At 66.4% G+C, this 16,140-nt stretch carries 14 protein-coding genes; 11 read left to right on the forward strand and 3 right to left on the reverse strand.

Annotated features, from left to right (window positions below; all coding sequences use genetic code 11):
• Window positions 1–130 precede the first annotated feature (130 nt).
• From ugpB to ACQR0Z_RS02910, 10 genes are all read left to right on the forward strand, one after another.
• Window positions 131–1,447 (forward strand): sn-glycerol-3-phosphate ABC transporter substrate-binding protein UgpB, encoded by a 1,317-nt coding sequence (gene ugpB / locus ACQR0Z_RS02865; RefSeq protein WP_434918006.1) that lies wholly within the window; start codon window positions 131–133, stop codon window positions 1,445–1,447.
• A complete protein-coding gene (locus ACQR0Z_RS02870; RefSeq protein ID WP_434917627.1) occupies window positions 1,444–2,406 on the forward strand; it encodes a phosphotransferase family protein in 963 nt (320 codons plus the stop codon). The genes ugpB and ACQR0Z_RS02870 overlap by 4 nt, the downstream gene beginning before the upstream one ends.
• A gap of 203 nt (window positions 2,407–2,609) precedes the next feature.
• A complete protein-coding gene (locus ACQR0Z_RS02875) occupies window positions 2,610–4,232 on the forward strand; it encodes an ABC transporter substrate-binding protein (RefSeq protein ID WP_434856488.1) in 1,623 nt (540 codons plus the stop codon).
• Between the two features lie 181 nt (window positions 4,233–4,413).
• The gene (locus ACQR0Z_RS02880; RefSeq protein WP_315722552.1) at window positions 4,414–5,427 is read left to right on the forward strand and encodes an ABC transporter permease; all 1,014 of its coding nucleotides are present in this window, start codon (window positions 4,414–4,416) and stop codon (window positions 5,425–5,427) included.
• On the forward strand, window positions 5,424–6,323 hold the full coding sequence (locus ACQR0Z_RS02885) for an ABC transporter permease (protein WP_434917628.1): 900 nt from the start codon (window positions 5,424–5,426) through the stop codon (window positions 6,321–6,323). Before ACQR0Z_RS02880 ends, ACQR0Z_RS02885 begins: the two co-directional genes overlap by 4 nt.
• A 138-nt stretch (window positions 6,324–6,461) precedes the next feature.
• The gene (locus ACQR0Z_RS02890; protein WP_434917629.1) at window positions 6,462–8,276 is read left to right on the forward strand and encodes a dipeptide ABC transporter ATP-binding protein; all 1,815 of its coding nucleotides are present in this window, start codon (window positions 6,462–6,464) and stop codon (window positions 8,274–8,276) included.
• A gap of 13 nt (window positions 8,277–8,289) precedes the next feature.
• A complete protein-coding gene (locus tag ACQR0Z_RS02895; RefSeq protein ID WP_434856485.1) occupies window positions 8,290–8,481 on the forward strand; it encodes a DUF4089 domain-containing protein in 192 nt (63 codons plus the stop codon).
• A gap of 10 nt (window positions 8,482–8,491) precedes the next feature.
• Window positions 8,492–9,892 (forward strand): AtzE family amidohydrolase, encoded by a 1,401-nt coding sequence (locus ACQR0Z_RS02900; protein ID WP_434918007.1) that lies wholly within the window; start codon window positions 8,492–8,494, stop codon window positions 9,890–9,892.
• The gene (gene hpxZ / locus ACQR0Z_RS02905; protein ID WP_434917630.1) at window positions 9,873–10,265 is read left to right on the forward strand and encodes an oxalurate catabolism protein HpxZ; all 393 of its coding nucleotides are present in this window, start codon (window positions 9,873–9,875) and stop codon (window positions 10,263–10,265) included. Before ACQR0Z_RS02900 ends, hpxZ begins: the two co-directional genes overlap by 20 nt.
• 3 nt (window positions 10,266–10,268) lie before the next feature.
• Window positions 10,269–11,000 (forward strand): GntR family transcriptional regulator, encoded by a 732-nt coding sequence (locus ACQR0Z_RS02910; RefSeq protein ID WP_434917631.1) that lies wholly within the window; start codon window positions 10,269–10,271, stop codon window positions 10,998–11,000.
• Between the two features lie 395 nt (window positions 11,001–11,395).
• Here ACQR0Z_RS02910 and atzF read toward each other — a convergent pair whose 3' ends face one another.
• From atzF to ACQR0Z_RS02925, 3 genes are all read right to left on the reverse strand, one after another.
• Entirely contained in the window at window positions 11,396–13,186 is a 1,791-nt protein-coding gene (gene atzF, locus ACQR0Z_RS02915) for an allophanate hydrolase (protein ID WP_434917632.1), read from the reverse strand.
• 244 nt (window positions 13,187–13,430) lie between these two features.
• Window positions 13,431–13,976 (reverse strand): DUF805 domain-containing protein, encoded by a 546-nt coding sequence (locus tag ACQR0Z_RS02920; protein ID WP_434917633.1) that lies wholly within the window; start codon window positions 13,974–13,976, stop codon window positions 13,431–13,433.
• Window positions 13,977–14,315: 339 nt separating this feature from the next.
• The gene (locus tag ACQR0Z_RS02925) at window positions 14,316–14,834 is read right to left on the reverse strand and encodes a MarR family winged helix-turn-helix transcriptional regulator (RefSeq protein ID WP_434856480.1); all 519 of its coding nucleotides are present in this window, start codon (window positions 14,832–14,834) and stop codon (window positions 14,316–14,318) included.
• Window positions 14,835–14,911: 77 nt separating this feature from the next.
• Between ACQR0Z_RS02925 and ACQR0Z_RS02930 the strand changes: the two genes are divergently transcribed.
• Window positions 14,912–16,135 (forward strand): cytochrome P450, encoded by a 1,224-nt coding sequence (locus ACQR0Z_RS02930; protein WP_434917634.1) that lies wholly within the window; start codon window positions 14,912–14,914, stop codon window positions 16,133–16,135.
• Window positions 16,136–16,140: the final 5 nt, after the last annotated feature.

Here is a 16,140-nt window from a genome sequence, read left to right on the forward strand (position 1 = left end):
GATACCCGTTCAATGGGTTACTCAAAAGTTGTTGCAGCCAAGGGTTGTTGGTTGGCCATATTGGTTCCGATTGCGATTTCAGTCACGCGCGCATTCATCAAACGAGTTGGAGATCAATCCGGTGAGGTTTCTGTCCCGTTGTCTTTCGATCGGATTGCTTCTCTGCGCCGTCGGCTCTGCCGCCGAGGTTCACGCCGCGACCGAGATTGCGTGGTGGCATGCGATGTCGGGCGAGCTCGGCAGGCAGGTCGACCGGCTGGCCGCCGAGTTCAACGCGTCGCAGGCCGACTATCGCATCGTGCCGACCTACAAGGGGAGCTACACCGAAACCGTCACGGCCGCGATCTTCGCGTTTCGCTCGCGCAGCCAGCCGGCGATCGTGCAGGTCAATGAGATCGCGACCGCGACGATGACCGCGGCCAAGGGCGCGATCTATCCCGTGTACGAGTTGATGCGCGACGAGCAGGAGGGCTTTTCGCCGGCCGCCTATCTGCCTGCCGTCGCCGGCTATTATGCCGATGCCGACGGCAACATGCTGTCATTTCCGTTCAACGCGTCGACGCCGATCCTGTACTACAACAAGGACCAGTTTCGCGCCGCCGGGCTCGATCCGTCTGCGCCTCCGAAGACATGGCCGGAGCTCGGCCAGGCGGCCAAGCGGCTGCGCGACCATGGCATGGCCTGCGGCTTCACGACCTCCTGGCCGTCCTGGATCAACATCGAGAACTTTTCCGCCTTCCACAACCTGCCGGTCGCCAGCCGCGCCAACGGCTTCGGCGGACTGGATGCCGTGCTGAGCTTCAACAATCCGCAGGTTGCGCGGCACGTCGGCCAACTGGCGGAATGGCAGAAGAGCAAGGTCTTCGACTACGGAGGCCGCGGGCAGGCGGCAGAGCCGCGCTTCCAGAAGGGCGAGTGCGGCATCTTCATCGGCTCGTCGGCGACGCGCGCCGACATCAAGGCGAATTCGAAATTCGAGGTCGGCTATGGCATGCTGCCGTATTGGCCCGAGATTGCCGGGGCGCCGCAGAACTCGATCATCGGCGGCGCGACGCTGTGGGTGCTGCGCGACCGTCCCAGGGCCGAATACAAGGGTGTCGCCAAGTTCTTTGCCTATCTGTCGCGGCCGGACATCCAGGCGGCCTGGCACCAGAACACCGGCTATCTGCCGATCACCCGGGCCGCCTTCGATCTCACCCGTGCGCAAGGGTTCTACGACCGCAATCCGGGTGCGGCGATCTCGATCGAGCAGGTGACGCTGCATCCGCCGACGGAGAATTCGCGCGGCTTGCGGCTCGGCTCCTTCGTGCTGATCCGCGATGCGATCGAGGACGAAATGGAGCAGGCGTTCAGCGGCCGCAAGCCGGCGCAGGCGGCGCTGGATTCCGCCGTCGAGCGCGGCAACAAGCTGCTGCGCCAGTTCGAGCGTGCGAGCCCGGACCGTTGAGGCCGACGCTGCCGCCGGTTGCGGATAGCGCCGAGCTCCGGCGGCTGCGGGCCGACACAGCGCGCTGGCTGCCTGTGGCGCGCGACATCGTCCGCGGCCATGGCCATGGCGAAACGCCGCTGGCGCCCCTCGCGGCGGGTACCAATCTGGTCGCAGCGATTGGCGACGGTGCGATCCTGAAGATCTTCCCCGCCATCCTGCATGGACAGTTTCTGTCGGAGCAGGCCACGCTGCGTCTGCTCGGCGGGCGCGTCGGGGCCGTCGACACGCCGGAGCTCCAGCACGCGGGCGAGCGTGACGGCTGGTCCTACCTGATCATGACACGGCTCCACGGCATCCCCGCCGCGCAGGTGTGGCCGCAACTGCCGGAAGACGGCAAGCAGCATCTGCTGCGGCAGCTCGGCCGGTTGATCGCCGCCATGCACCGCGTCCCGCCCGGCGATCTGCTCGCGCTCGAGCCGCGCTGGCCGGATTTCCTGCATGCGCAAATTGCCGGATGCCATGCGCGTCATACGCGGCTCGGCTTGCCCGAGCGGCTTCTTGCCGAACTCGACGATCTCCTGCGCGACGTGGCGGCATGGCTTCGCACTGATACGCCGCCGGTCATTCTCACCGGCGAATACATTCCGGAGAACTTCCTCGTCGCGCGCGATGGCGATGGCTGGCGCGTCAGCGGCCTGTTCGACTTCGGCGACGTCATGACCGGTCCCGGGGAGTACGATCTGCTCGGGCCCAGCGCGTTCATGGCTGCGGGTCATGCGGGCCGCGTGCGGGCGCTGTTCGAGGGCTATGGTCTCGCGCCGTCCGCGATTGACTCGCGGCTCAAGCGACGGCTGCTCGTGCTCATGATGCTGCACCGGGCCAGCGATCCCGTTCGGCACATCGCCATTCCGGATTGGCCTGCCAAGGTCAGCAGCTTCGATCAGCTACAGGCGTTGATCTGGCCGGACGGATCCTGAGGGGAGCGCTGCGTAAATCGGTCGCATGCCGGTTGCGTAGGCTACAATTTGTGCACTTTCGTCCTTCTGTATGCAATGAGGTTCTGCCCAAGCTGCCGTTCATGTGCTCGCCTGTAGCGAATTCAACGGCTTAGCTGCTTCTTGGGCTTGGCACGAAGCTTGCGATCAATGTTCCCGCCGGTCGTTGTTCTCGGGAGCATTTGATGAAGCGTCGTGATTTTCTGAAATCCGTGTCCGGTCTGGCCGCAGGTGCCGCGCTGCCGATGGCGCCGGCGGTGATCTCCTCCGCCAGGGCCGATGCGCGGTCCGAGACGCTGCTCATCGTGTCCGAGGGCGGCCCCAACAATCTCGACATCCACGGCGTCGGCACCAACGTGCCGGGCTACGAAGTTTCGTGGAATTGCTACGACCGCCTCATCAGCCACGAGATGAAGAGCGGCCCGGGCGGCGTGCCCTATTACGACCGCGACAAGTTCAAGCCCGAGCTCGCCGAGGACATGACCATCGGTGACATGTCCGCCACCTTCAAGCTGCGCAAGAACGCGAAATTTCACGACGGGACCCCGGTCACGGCCAAGGACGTGAAATGGTCGCTCGACCGTGCCGTCAGCGTCGGCGGCTTCCCGACCTTCCAGATGAGCGCGGGCTCGCTGACCAAGCCTGAGCAGTTCGTCATCGTCGACGACCATACCGTGCGCGTCGACTTCCTGAAGAAGGACCGGCTGACGATCCCCGATCTCGCGGTCATCGTGCCCTGCGTGGTCAATTCCGAGCTGGTGAAGAAGAACGCCACGGAAAAGGACCCGTGGGGTCTCGAATACACCAAGCAGCAGACCGCGGGCTCCGGCGCCTACAAGGTGACGAAGTGGACCGCCGGCACCGAAGTCATCATGGAGCGCAACGACGACTGGGTGTGTGGCCCGCTGCCCAAGATCAAGCGCGTGATCTGGCGGATGGTGCCGCAGGCCGGTAACCGCCGGGCGCTGCTCGAGCGTGGCGACGCTGACATTTCCTACGAGCTGCCGTTCAAGGACTTCCAGGAGATGAAGACGAACGGCAAGCTCAGCGTCGTGTCGCTGCCGTTCTCCAACGGCATCCAGTATATCGGTATGAACGTCACCAAGCCGCCGTTCGACAATCCGAAGGTGCGGCAGGCGATGGCCTATGCCATGCCTTACCAGAAGATCATGGACGCGGTGCTGTTCGGCCTCGCCAATCCGATGTTCGGTGCGCCGGCCGACAAGGCGACCGATGTCGCCTGGCCGCAGCCGACCAAGTACTTCACCGACATGGACAAGGCGAAGGCCCTGCTGGCGGAAGCCGGTTATCCCAATGGCTTCGAGACCACGATCTCGTTCGACCTCAACTTCGCGCAAGTGAACGAGCCCTTGTGCGTGCTGGTGCAGGAGAGCCTCGCCCAGCTCGGCATCAAGACCACGATCAACAAGGTGCCCGGCGCAAACTGGCGCACCGAGCTGAACAAGAAGGAAATGCCGCTCTACACCAACGTGTTCTCAGGCTGGCTCGATTATCCCGAGTATTTCTTCTACTGGTGCTATCACGGCAACAATTCCGTGTTCAACACGATGAGCTACAAGTCGCCGGTGATGGACAAGTTCATCGACGGCGCCCGCGACGCCGCCGCGATCGGCGACAAGGCCAAGTACGACGCCGATGTGAAGGGCTTCGTGGATCTCGCCTTCGCCGAGGTCCCGCGCATCCCGCTGTACCAGCCATTCGTCAACGTCGCGATGCAGAAGAACATCTCCGGCTATCAGTACTGGTTCCACCGCCGCCTCGACTATCGCGCGCTGGTGAAAGGATGAGCGTCGTGATCAGGGCAAGTGAGGTGAGCCGCGCTCTTTCCCTCCCTCCCCCCTTGTGGGGGAGGGGCGGGGAGGGGGGTAGCCACAGCCACCGCCGTTGCGGGTTACTCTCCCACAAGGGGGGAGGGAGCGCACCGGGCCGTGCTGCCAAATCCTGCCTCGTTCCGGCGAGGCAGTGCCCATGCTGAGCCTGATCGCCAAGCGCCTTGCCTTCGCTATCCCCTCGCTGATCGGCGTGGTGATCGTCACCTTCCTGCTCACCCGCGCGCTGCCGGGCGATCCCGCCGCCTACTTCGCCGGCCCCGCCGCGACCAAGGAAGCGGTCGAGCAGATCCGCAAGAAGCTCGGCTTCGACAAGCCGCTGGTCGAGCAGTTCTTCCGTTACACCGTCGATCTCGCCCATGGCGATCTCGGCAGCTCGCTGACGACGGGCCAGCCGGTCGCCACCGAGATCCGTAATCGCCTGCCGGCCTCGGCGGAGCTGACGCTGCTCGGTCTGCTGGTATCGGTCGCGATCGCGCTGCCGCTCGGCGTGCTCGCCGCGACGCGGCCGGGATCGTGGATCGATCACACCTGCCGCGTCGTCACCACGGCCGGCGTGTCGCTGCCGGTGTTCTTCACCGGCCTCGTGCTGGTCTACGTGTTCTATTTCCGGCTCGGCTGGTCGCCGGCGCCGCTCGGCCGGCTCGACGTGTTCTACAGCGCGCCGAACAATGTGACCGGCTTCTATCTGATCGACACGCTGATCGCCCGCGACGGCGAGGCGTTCCGTTCGGCCTTGAGCCAGCTGATCCTGCCCGCCGCGACGCTCGCGATCTTTTCGCTGGCGCCGATCGCGCGCATGACGCGCGCCTCGATGCTGGCGATCCTGTCGTCGGAGTTCGTGCGCACCGCGCGCGCCTCGGGCCTGTCGCCCTCGACGGTCACCGTCACCTATGCGTTCCGCAACGCCATGCTGCCGGTCATCACCACGCTGTCGATGGTGTTCTCGTTCCTGCTCGGCGCCAACGTGCTGGTCGAGAAGGTGTTCGCCTGGCCGGGCATCGGCTCCTACGCGGTCGAGGCGCTGATCGCCTCCGACTTCGCGCCGGTGCAGGGCTTCGTGCTGACGATGGCGGTCATGTACGTGATCCTCAACCTCGTCATCGACATTCTCTATGGCGTCATCGATCCCCGTGTGAGGCTGGAAGGATGAGCACTGTCGCGCCGACCCTCGATCCTGCCGCCGCCAACAGCACGTCCGGCCTCATGGCCCTGATCGGGCATGCGCGCTATGTGCTCGCCGAGAACAAGGTGACGGGCTTTGCCTTCGGGCTGCTGGTCATCATCCTGTTCGCGGCGATCTTCGGGCCGTGGATCGTGCCGTATGATCCGCTCGCCAGCGACACCGCGTCCGCGCTGAAGCCGCCGTCGGCGGCGCATTGGTTCGGCACCGATCAGCTCGGCCGCGACATCTTCAGCCGCGTCGTGGTCGCGACCCGGCTCGATACGTTCATCGCGGTCGCTTCCGTCGCGCTGGTGTTCTTCATGGGCGGCCTCGCCGGCGTCGCCGCCGGCTTCTTCGGCGGCTGGACCGACCGCATCGTCGGCCGCATCGCCGATACCATCATGGCGTTCCCGCTGTTCGTGCTGGCCATGGGCATCGTCGCAGCGCTCGGCAACACCGTGCAGAACATCATCATCGCCACCGCGATCGTGAACTTCCCGCTCTATGCCCGCGTCGCGCGCGCGGAAGCCAATGTCCGCCGCAACGCCGGCTTCGTGCAGGCCGCGCGCCTCTCGGGCAACAGCGAGCTGCGCATCCTGCTCGGCCACATCCTGCCCAACATCATGCCGATCATGATCGTGCAGATGTCGCTGACCATGGGCTACGCCATCCTCAACGCCGCCGGCCTGTCCTTCATCGGCCTCGGCGTCCGGCCGCCGACGGCGGAGTGGGGGATCATGGTCGCCGAGGGCGCGTCCTTCATGGTCTCGGGCGAATGGTGGATCGCGCTGTTCCCCGGCCTCGCGCTGATGATCGCCGTGTTCTGCTTCAACCTGCTCGGCGACGGCCTGCGCGACATCGTCGATCCCCAGCGCAGGACGTGAGGCGATGGGCGCGCCACACCAAAACTCCGTCATTGCCGGGCTTGACCCGGCAATCCATCAACTGACCACGAATTTGTTGGCTTGGATGGATGCGCGGATCAAGTCCGCGCATGACGGTCTGAGAGTCTGGAGAGCAACATGACCGCCCAGCCGCTGCTCGACGTTCGCGATCTCACGGTCGAATTCTCCACCCGTCGCGGCATCGTCAAGGCGGTGCAGCATGTCGACATCTCCGTCGCCAAGGGCGAGACCTTGGCGATCGTCGGCGAGTCCGGCTCCGGCAAGTCCGTGACCTCCTATGCCGTCATGCGCATCCTCGACCGCGCCGGCCGCATCGCCGAGGGTTCGGTGATGTTCTCCGGCGTCGACGTCAAGGCGGCCGCCGAGACCGAGATGCGCGACCTGCGCGGACGCGAGATCTCGATGATCTTCCAGAACCCGCGCGCGGCGCTCAACCCGATCCGTAAAGTGGGCCAGCAGATCGAGGACGTGCTGAAGCAGCACGCCCAGGCCGCGGCCAGCGACCGCGCCGAGAAGGCGATCGCCGCACTCGAGCAGGTCAAGATCGCCCGCCCGCGCGAGCGCTACCACGCCTATCCGTTCGAACTGTCCGGCGGCATGTGCCAGCGCGTCGTCATCGCGCTGGCGCTGGCGTGCAATCCGCAGCTCCTGATCGCCGACGAGCCGACCACGGGCCTCGACGTCACCACGCAGAAGGCGGTGATGGACCTCGTCGTCGAGCTGACCAAGAGCCGCGGCATGTCGACGATCCTGATCACGCATGATCTCGGTCTCGCCGCGGCCTATTGCGACCGCGTCGTCGTGATGGAGAAGGGCCGCGTGGTCGAGACCGCCAAGGCCGCCGACATCTTCGCCAATCCGCAGCATCCCTACACCCGCAAGCTGATGCGCGCGACACCGCGGCTCGGGGTGTCCTTGCGCGATCTCCTTCCGGAGGAGGAGGCGTCGGCCGCGCCGCACACACCCTCCGTCATGGCCGGGCTTGACCCGGCCATCCATCCTTCTGCGCAAGAGTCGCGCAAGACGATGGACCCCCGGGTCAAGCCCGGGGGTGACGAGCGGAGCAGGGAAGGTGAGCAGGGCACGGGTAGCAGCAAGCCGCTCCTCCTGGTCGACAAGCTGGTCAAAGAATATCCCCGCCAGGGCGCGTCCGCGACGTTATCGAAACTGTTCGGCCGCAAGCCGGCCATCGAGCCCGAGGTCTTCCGCGCGGTCGACGGCATCAGCTTCACCGTCGGGCACGGCGAGAGCGTCGGCCTGGTCGGCGAGTCCGGCTGCGGCAAGTCGACGACGTCGATGATGGTGATGCGTCTGCTCGACCAAACCTCGGGCCGCATCAGCTTCGACGGCGAGGAGATCGGCAACATCCTGCCGCAGGCGTTCGCGCGGCTGCCGCAGCGCAGCCGCATCCAGATGGTGTTCCAGGATCCGACCGACAGCCTCAATCCGCGCTTCACCGCGGCGCGCGCTATTGCCGATCCGATTTTGCAGCTCGGCGACATCAAGGGGCGCAACGCGCTGCGTGCGCGGTGCGAGGAGCTCGCGACCATGGTCGGCCTGCCGCTGAACCTGCTCGACCGCTTTCCGCACCAATTGTCGGGCGGCCAGAAGGCCCGCGTCGGCATCGCGCGTGCCATCGCACTGCACCCGAAGCTCGTCATCCTCGATGAGCCGACGGCGGCGCTCGACGTCTCCGTGCAGGCCGTCGTGCTCAATCTGCTGCAGGATCTCAAGCAGAAGCTGGGCATGAGCTATCTGTTCGTCTCGCATGATTTGAACGTGGTGCGGCTGTTGTGCGATCGTGTGATCGTGATGCGGTCGGGGCGAATCGTCGAGGAAGGCACGTCCGAACGTGTGCTAGGTGATCCGCAGGATGCCTATACGCGCGAATTGCTGACCGCGATTCCGCATCCGCCGTTGCCGGCGCATTGAGGGGGAGAGCTGCATGGCCGAGCCATCGGATCGGGACTGGGATGACTACATCGACGCCGTCGGGCGCGCGCTCGGCCTGCCGATCGAGGATGCCTGGCGCCCGGCCATCCGCGCCAATCTCGCGGTCTCGCTGAAGATGGCCAAGCTGGTCGACGAATTCTCCCTCACTGACGAAGCCGAGCCCGCCAGTGTCTTCACCGCTTGATTCCGCCGACATGACCGCGGGCGCCATCGCCGCTGCGGTCGCCACACGCAAGCTCACCGCCGTCGAGGCCACCGACGCCGCCTTGGCGCGGATCGCCGCGCGCGACGGCGTGCTCAATTCCTTCACCGACGTGACCGCCGAGCGGGCGCGTGCGAAGGCGCGCGCGGTCGATGCCGACATCGCCGCGGGCAAGTCCGTCGGTCCGCTCGCCGGCGTGCCGTTCGCGGTGAAGAATCTGTTCGACGTCGCGGGCCTGCCGACGCGGGCCGGCTCCAAGATCAATCGCAGCCGCGTTCCCGCAGCGCGCGACGCGACGCTGATCGCGCGCATGGAGGCCGCCGGCGCCGTGCTGGTCGGCGCGCTCAACATGGGCGAATACGCCTACGACTTCACCGGCGAGAATGTGCACGACGGTCCGTCGCGCAATCCGCATGATCCCTCGCGGATGAGCGGCGGCTCGTCGGGCGGTTCGGGCAGCGCCGTCGGCGGCGGCCTGGTGCCGATCGCGCTCGGCTCCGACACCAACGGCTCGATCCGCGTGCCCTCGTCGTTTTGCGGCATCTTCGGCCTGAAGCCGACCTATGGCCGGCTGTCGCGTGCGCGCTCGTTCCCGTTCGTGATGAGCCTCGATCATCTCGGCCCGTTCGCGCGCTCGGTCGAGGATCTCGCGCTTGCCTATGACGTGATGCAGGGGCCTGACGCCGAGGATGCGGCATGTACCACGCGCGCGCCGGAGCCCGTCTCAGCTCTGCTTGCGCACGGGCTCGATGGTCTGCGCATCGCGCTCGCGGGCGGTCACTTCCAGAAGAACCTGTTTCCCGAAGCCGCCGAGGCTGTCAGTCGCGTCGCCGCCGCACTGAAAGTAACCCAGGTTATCGATGTGCCCGAAGCCGCGCGCGCGCGCGCCGCGGCCTATGTCATCAGCACGACCGAAGGCGCCTCGCTGCATCTCGACCGCCTGCGTAAGCAGCCGCAGGATTTCGATCCGGCGGTGCGCGATCGCCTGATTGCGGGCGCGATGATTCCGGCGCCGATGGTCGACCGCGCGCAGAAATTCCGCCGCTGGTATCGCGCCAAGGTGCTGGAGCTGTTCAAGTCGGTCGACGTGCTGATCGCGCCGGCGACGCCGTGCATTGCGCCGAAGCTCGGGCAGGCGACCTTCGTGCTGGATGGCGTGGAGCTGCCCGTGCGCGCCAATATCGGCATCCACACCCAGCCGATCTCGTTCATCGGACTTCCCGTCGTCGCCATTCCCATTCCGCTGGCGCCGATGCCCATCGGCGTGCAGATCATCGCCGCCCCCTGGTGCGAGCATGTCGCATTGCGTGTGGCCCACGCCTTGCAACAGCTGGGCGTCGCCGCTGCGCCGGCCCCGAGAGGAGTTCTGGAGAATGGAAGTCGATCTGCCTGATGTCGTTGCGGAGGTCACCGCGCAGTTCCAGCGTTACGAACAGGCGCTGGTCAGCAACGACGTTGCCGTGCTCGACGAGCTGTTCAAGAACGACACCCGCACCTTGCGCTATGGCATCGGCGAGAACCTCTACGGCTATGGCGAGATCGCGGCCTTTCGCTCCGCACGCTCGCCGGCCGGGCTGATGCGGCGGACGGCGCGCACCGTCATCACTACCTATGGCCGCGACACCGCGGTCGCCTCGACGCTGTTCTATCGCGACACGGTGCCTGGCAAGGTCGGGCGCCAGATGCAGACCTGGATCCGGTTTCCCGAGGGCTGGAGAATCGTGGCCGCCCATGTCAGCATCATCGACGAAGCAAAAGGCGCCTGAGGCATGAGCCTGGACGATCTTCCGCCGCGGACGCGTGCGCGGGTCATCCGTGAAGCCGACGTGCAGCGCAGCGAGCGGGCGCCGCCGGCGGTCGCGAAGATCACGCGCGCCGAGGAGCTGCGTCTGCAACTCGCCGACGACATCGTGCGCGGCATGCTGGCGCCGGGCGCGCCGCTCGACGAGACCGAGATCGCCAAGCGTTTCAACGTCTCGCGCACGCCGGTGCGCGAGGCGCTGCGCCAGCTGGCGGCGTCCGGCCTGATCGAGGCGCGCGCGCATCGCGGCGCCGTCGTGGCGCGCCCGTCGGTCGACCGTCTCACCGGCATGTTCGAGGCGATGGCCGAGCTGGAAGCCATGTGTGCAGGCCTCGCCGCGCAGCGCATGACCCCGGTCGAGCGGCAGCGGCTGGAAGCGATCCACGAGGAGCTGCGCAATCTCAGCCACGCCGGCAATCCCGAGCGCTTCCACGAGGTCAATGAGCGCTTCCACAACGCGATATATGCCGGCGCGCACAACGCTTACATCGCCGAGATCACGCTGGCGACGCGCGTGCGCGTACAGCCGTTCCGCCGCGCCCAATTCCGCAATCTCGGCCGTCTCGCCAAGTCGCATGCCGAGCACGACCGCGTCGTCGTCGCCATCCTGCGCGGCGACAAGGCCGGTGCGTCAAGCGCGATGAAGGCCCATATCGAGCTGGTGCGCGGCGAGTACGAGATCTACGCGGTGTCGGTGTAGGCCGCCGATCGTCTTCGCTAGGAACCGCGGAGAGTAGGACTCCTGGACAAGCAGGATGCTCTCCCCCCGGCGGTGGTGCGCCCCCCTCTCCCGCGTGCGGGGGAGGGATGGGGTGGGGGCGCCACAGCAGCAGTCTTTCCGGAGCGGCCCCCACCCGCATCGCATCTGACGATGCGCTGCGACCTCCCCCGCACGCGGGGGAGGCACCGATCGAGCTTGCCGCGCGCGTAGGACTTTTGGACGAGCAGGATGCTCTCACCCCGGCGGCAATGTGCCCCTCTCGCGTGCGAGAGGGCGCATTCATGAACAGCGCGCTGATCTTCCGGCGATCGAATGTGGCGATGATGAGTCGATTGGCTGTTACGGTCGCACTGTGCTCGTCATGATGGACGTCCTCAATCCTTCTGCGCCATGTAGGCGCGCCAGCCGCCGAATTCCGAGATGTCGCGCGCGCCGTCCAGCGCAACCGGCTCGACGAGGAAGCCCTTGGCGGTGCGGCCGTCCTGCAGCCGGATCGTGCCGATCGACAGCGGCGGCGGAATGAGGTTGATGAACTTTCCGAAGCTTGCGGCCGACAGCGCCCAGAGCTCGACCGCCATCGCGGCGCCTTTGCCCTTGTCGATGCGCAGCATGCCGGGCTTGGGCGGCGTGGTCGACAGCGCATAGAGCTTGTAGTCCGGCGCGGTCGCCGTCGCTTCCAGCAGCCGACCTCCCAGACCTGTCAGTTCGTGATTGAGCGTCATTCCGGAGAGATGCGCGCCGACCACGACGATCGCGATCTCGTCGCCATGCAGCGACGGTGACGGTGGGGCCAGCGGCGGCTGCGGCACGGCCTTGGCGCCGACCGGCAGCGCCGTGTCGGCATGAAACGCGCGGCCCAGGCTCGCCAGCGCCGCATCGTGCCCGGCGGGTGCGAGCAGCGTGACGCCGAATGGAATCCCGTCGCCGCGCATCGCGGCCGGCACGGCGAGGCCGCAGAGATCGAGCAAATTGACGAAATTGGTGTAGGTGCCGAGACGGCTGTTGAGCAGAATCGGATCGGCGAGGACCTCCGCTGTCGTGTAGGCGGTGGGCGCCGTCGGCAGCACCATCGCATCGATCGCGCCGAAGGTGCGCTCGGCGACCTTGCGCAGCGCCTGCAGGCGATACAGCGCCGCAAACGTGTCGGCCGCGCTGCCGCGCGCGCCGCCGATGGTGATCTCGCGCGTCACGGGATGGATGGCGTCGGGATCGGAGGCGAGCAGGTCACGGATCACGAGATAGCGCTCGGCCACCCACGGGCCTTCATAGAGCAGCCGCGCCGTCTCGTAGAACGGCTCAAGGTCGAACTCGACGAGTTCGGCGCCGAGCTTGACGAAGCGCGCGACGGCCGCGCCATAGGCCGCTTCCGCGGCCTTGTCGCCGAAGAAGATCAGTTGTCCGGGGCGGGGAATGCCGAGCTTCACGCCTTGCGGAAACGCAGTCACGGCCGCGAGCGGCCGGTCGCGCGAGAACGGATCGAGTGGATCCGGCGCCGCCATCACGGACAATGCCGCCGCGGCATCGTCGACGGTGAGCGAGAACACCGAGATGCAGTCGAGCGTCCGGCACGCCGGCACGAGGCCCGCCGTCGAGATCATGCCGAGGCTCGGCTTCAGCCCGACGATGTTGTTGAGCATGGCCGGCACGCGGCCCGAGCCTGCGGTATCCGTTCCGAGCGACAGTGGCACGAGACCCGCTGACACCGCGACCGCCGAGCCGGAGCTCGAACCGCCCGGCACGAGGTCACCGTGAACTGGATTCTTCGGGATGCCGTAGGGCGAGCGCACGCCGACGAGGCCGGTGGCGAACTGGTCGAGATTGGTCTTGCCGATGATGATCGCGCCGGCGGCGCGCAGCCGCGCGACCGCGGTCGAATCCCGCGCAGGCGTATAGGCGAAGGCCGGGCAGGCGGCCGTTGTCGGCAATCCCGCGACGTCGATGTTGTCCTTCACCGCAACCGGCACGCCATACAGCGGCAGCGCCGCAGGGTCCTTCCCCGAAAGCGCCCCGGCTTCGGCGAGCGCATCCGCCTCGTCGCGCAGGCTGATGAAAATGGCGGGGTCGTTGTGCGCGCGGATCCGCTCGAACGTCCGGGCGACCGTCTGCTGCGGCGTCGTCAGGCCGGCGCGATGCGCGGCCACGATCTCGGCGACGGTCTCGGTCACGCGGCGCTCCGGATCTGTCCGGAATCTGATGTCTGGGTTGCCATTTGCTTGCGCTCCGCTTCGCCGATGCTGCTGCTGATGTAGCAAGCCACATGCCATTGTGTACATGGCCGGGGATGCGGCGTTGGAAGCGAAAAATATTGTAATTCAGAGGGTTGGTGTGACGGCTCCGGTCGCCATTGGGCCGGTCGAGCGGCGATCCCCTCGCATTTTGCTCAGAAAATGAGCAATGTGGTTGGCCGCCCTAGTAGCTGCGCCGGCCGGTGTCGCCGCCGGTGATGCGTGCGAGCCGGGCATCCGTGGCCGAACCGGAGCTGCGGGCGCTTCGGAACGTCGCCGGCGGCGCGGTGCTCACGGACCTGCCGCCGGAAGACGATGCATCGTCGGCGCCGCTCGGGAAGAACAGCAGCGCGGCGCTGAGGCCGAGATTGACCAGGCTGCCGACCCACGTCCCATGCTGGGCGGACGTCGCGGCATATTCAGGAAACCGGCCGGCGATGACGTAGTCCAGCGCCATGACGGCGATCCAGGCCGGGATCACGCACACCGGGTCCCAGCCGATGTCGCGGAAGCGCATCGACTGCAGCATGGCGTTCGCGATCAGGAACAGGCCGATCCAGACTATGAGAGGTCCGGTCAGCGCGAGACCCGCCTTTTGCGAGGTCACTGCCGCGAGACCCATGGCGAGAACGATGCCGAGGACGATGAAAGCGACCACGAGCGCGAGCGAGGCCAGGAAGTACTGCAGCCGCCCGAGGCGCATATTGAATCCGAAGATGAATCCCAGCATCCGTCTCTCCCGCAGGCTGCGCCGCGACTGCGGGTTCGCCGATACAATCTGGATAGCAGGGCGAAATTGCCGTGCCGCTGCATGGATCATTAAAATTGTAAGCATCGGGACCCGCGCCGCCCGCGCCGGGCGAGGAGCAAATTTATCGTTGCCAAAGCAACTAATCCGTGGAACGATTGTGCTCGTAGATTGAGTGAGGCGCAGCGCAAAGCCGCGCCGCCAACGAGGGATGGAAACGCCATGCGCAGCCTGCTCGCAGCAGGCGCGGCCGCTTGCGCGCGCGCGAATGGACGGTCTGGGCAGGGCGCTCAGGCCTGGAGCGATCGATCTCGGCCGGGGTCAGCTCGCGCCGGTAACGGCGTCGAGATTGTCGTGGATGCGGCGGAGCAGGGCGATCAACGTTTCCTGCTCGCTCTCGTCGAGGCATGCCAGCAGCCGACGCTCGCGCTCCAGTGCGGCGATGATGACCTTGTCGTGCGTGGCGCGGCCCTTGGCCGTCAGCGAGATCGAGTGGCTGCGGCCGTCCTGCGGATCATCGCGGATCGCGATCAGGCCGCGGCCCTTCATCAGCGCCAGGGTGCGGCTGACCGGGCCCTTGTCGAAGCCGATGACACTGCAGATGCGCGAGGCCGGAATTCCCGGCTCGATCGCCAGCAGCGACATGATCCGCCATTCCGTGACGTTGACGCCGAAATTGCGCTGGTAGAACGCGGTCGCACTGTTCGACAGCTTGTTGGCGATGAAGGTGATGAAGGCCGGCACATAGCGGTCGAGATCGAGCGTGAGGCCGTGGGTCCGATCTTGACCCTCAGTCTCGCGTGGCGGCGCTTCGGGCGGCTTTCTCTGTTTCCCGCTCATGATCTCCAGCGTCCATGCATTCCCACTCATAGGGATACGAAAAGCCGCATGACAAGGCCAAACTTCGGGAGAGCAGCATGAACCCAACAGGTCTTTCCTCGGACGCCGGTGTAGCGCCTGATATCCCGCATCTTGCGATCGATCCGTTCTCCTACGGCTTCTTCGACGATCCCTATCCCGCGCATGAGGAGATGCGCGAGGCCGGTCCCGTCGTCTATCTCGATCAGTGGAACGTCTACGGCGTCGCCCGCTATGCCGAAGTCTACGCGGTGTTCAACGATCCGCAGACCTTCTGTTCCAGCCGCGGCGTGGGATTGAGCGATTTCGCCAAGGAGAAGCCGTGGCGGCCGCCCAGCCTGATCCTGGAGGCCGATCCGCCGGCGCATGCGCGGACGCGCGCGGTGCTGAGCAAGGTGCTGTCGCCTTCGGTGATGAAGCGGCTGCGCGACGGCTTCCTGGCCGCGGCCGAGGCCAAGGTCGACGAACTCCTGGCGCGCGGCACGTTCGATGCGATCTCCGATCTCGCCGAAGCCTATCCGCTCTCGGTGTTCCCCGACGCACTTGGTCTGAAGGCCGAAGGCCGCGACCATCTCATCCCCTATGCGAGCCTGGTGTTCAACGCGTTCGGTCCGCCGAACGAATTGCGCCAGCAGGCGATCGAGCGCTCGGCGCCGCATCAGGCCTATGTCACCGAGCAATGCCAGCGCGACAATCTCGCGCCCGGCGGCTTCGGCGCCTGCATTCATGCCTTCAGCGACAGCGGCGAGATCACGCCGGCCGAGGCGCCCTTGCTGGTGCGCTCGCTGCTGTCGGCCGGGCTCGACACCACCGTCTATGGCATCGGCGCGGCGGTGTCCTGCCTGGCGCGCTTTCCGGATCAGTTTGCACGGCTGCGCGCCGATCCGTCGCTGGCGCGCAACGCGTTCGAGGAGGCGGTGCGGTTCGAGAGCCCGGTGCAGACCTTCTTCCGCACCACGACGCGTGATGTCGAGCTCGGCGGCGTCGTCATTCCCGAAGGCGAGAAGGTGCTGATGTTCTTGGGCGCAGCCAATCGCGATCCCCGCCGCTGGGAGCACCCGGATGCCTACGACATCACGCGAAAGGTCTCCGGTCATGTCGGCTTTGGCTCGGGCATCCACATGTGCGTCGGCCAGCTCGTCGCGAGGCTCGAAGGCGAGGCGGTGCTGACCGCGCTCGCGCGCAAGGTCGGCAGCATCGCCATGAGCGGCGAGCCGAAGCGCCGCTACAACAACACGCTCCGCGGGCTGGAGAGCCTGCCGGTCACCTTCACTCCAGCCTGAGCGAC

Source organism: Bradyrhizobium sp. HKCCYLS3077 (genome assembly GCF_051167555.1).
Classification (GTDB): domain Bacteria; phylum Pseudomonadota; class Alphaproteobacteria; order Rhizobiales; family Xanthobacteraceae; genus Bradyrhizobium.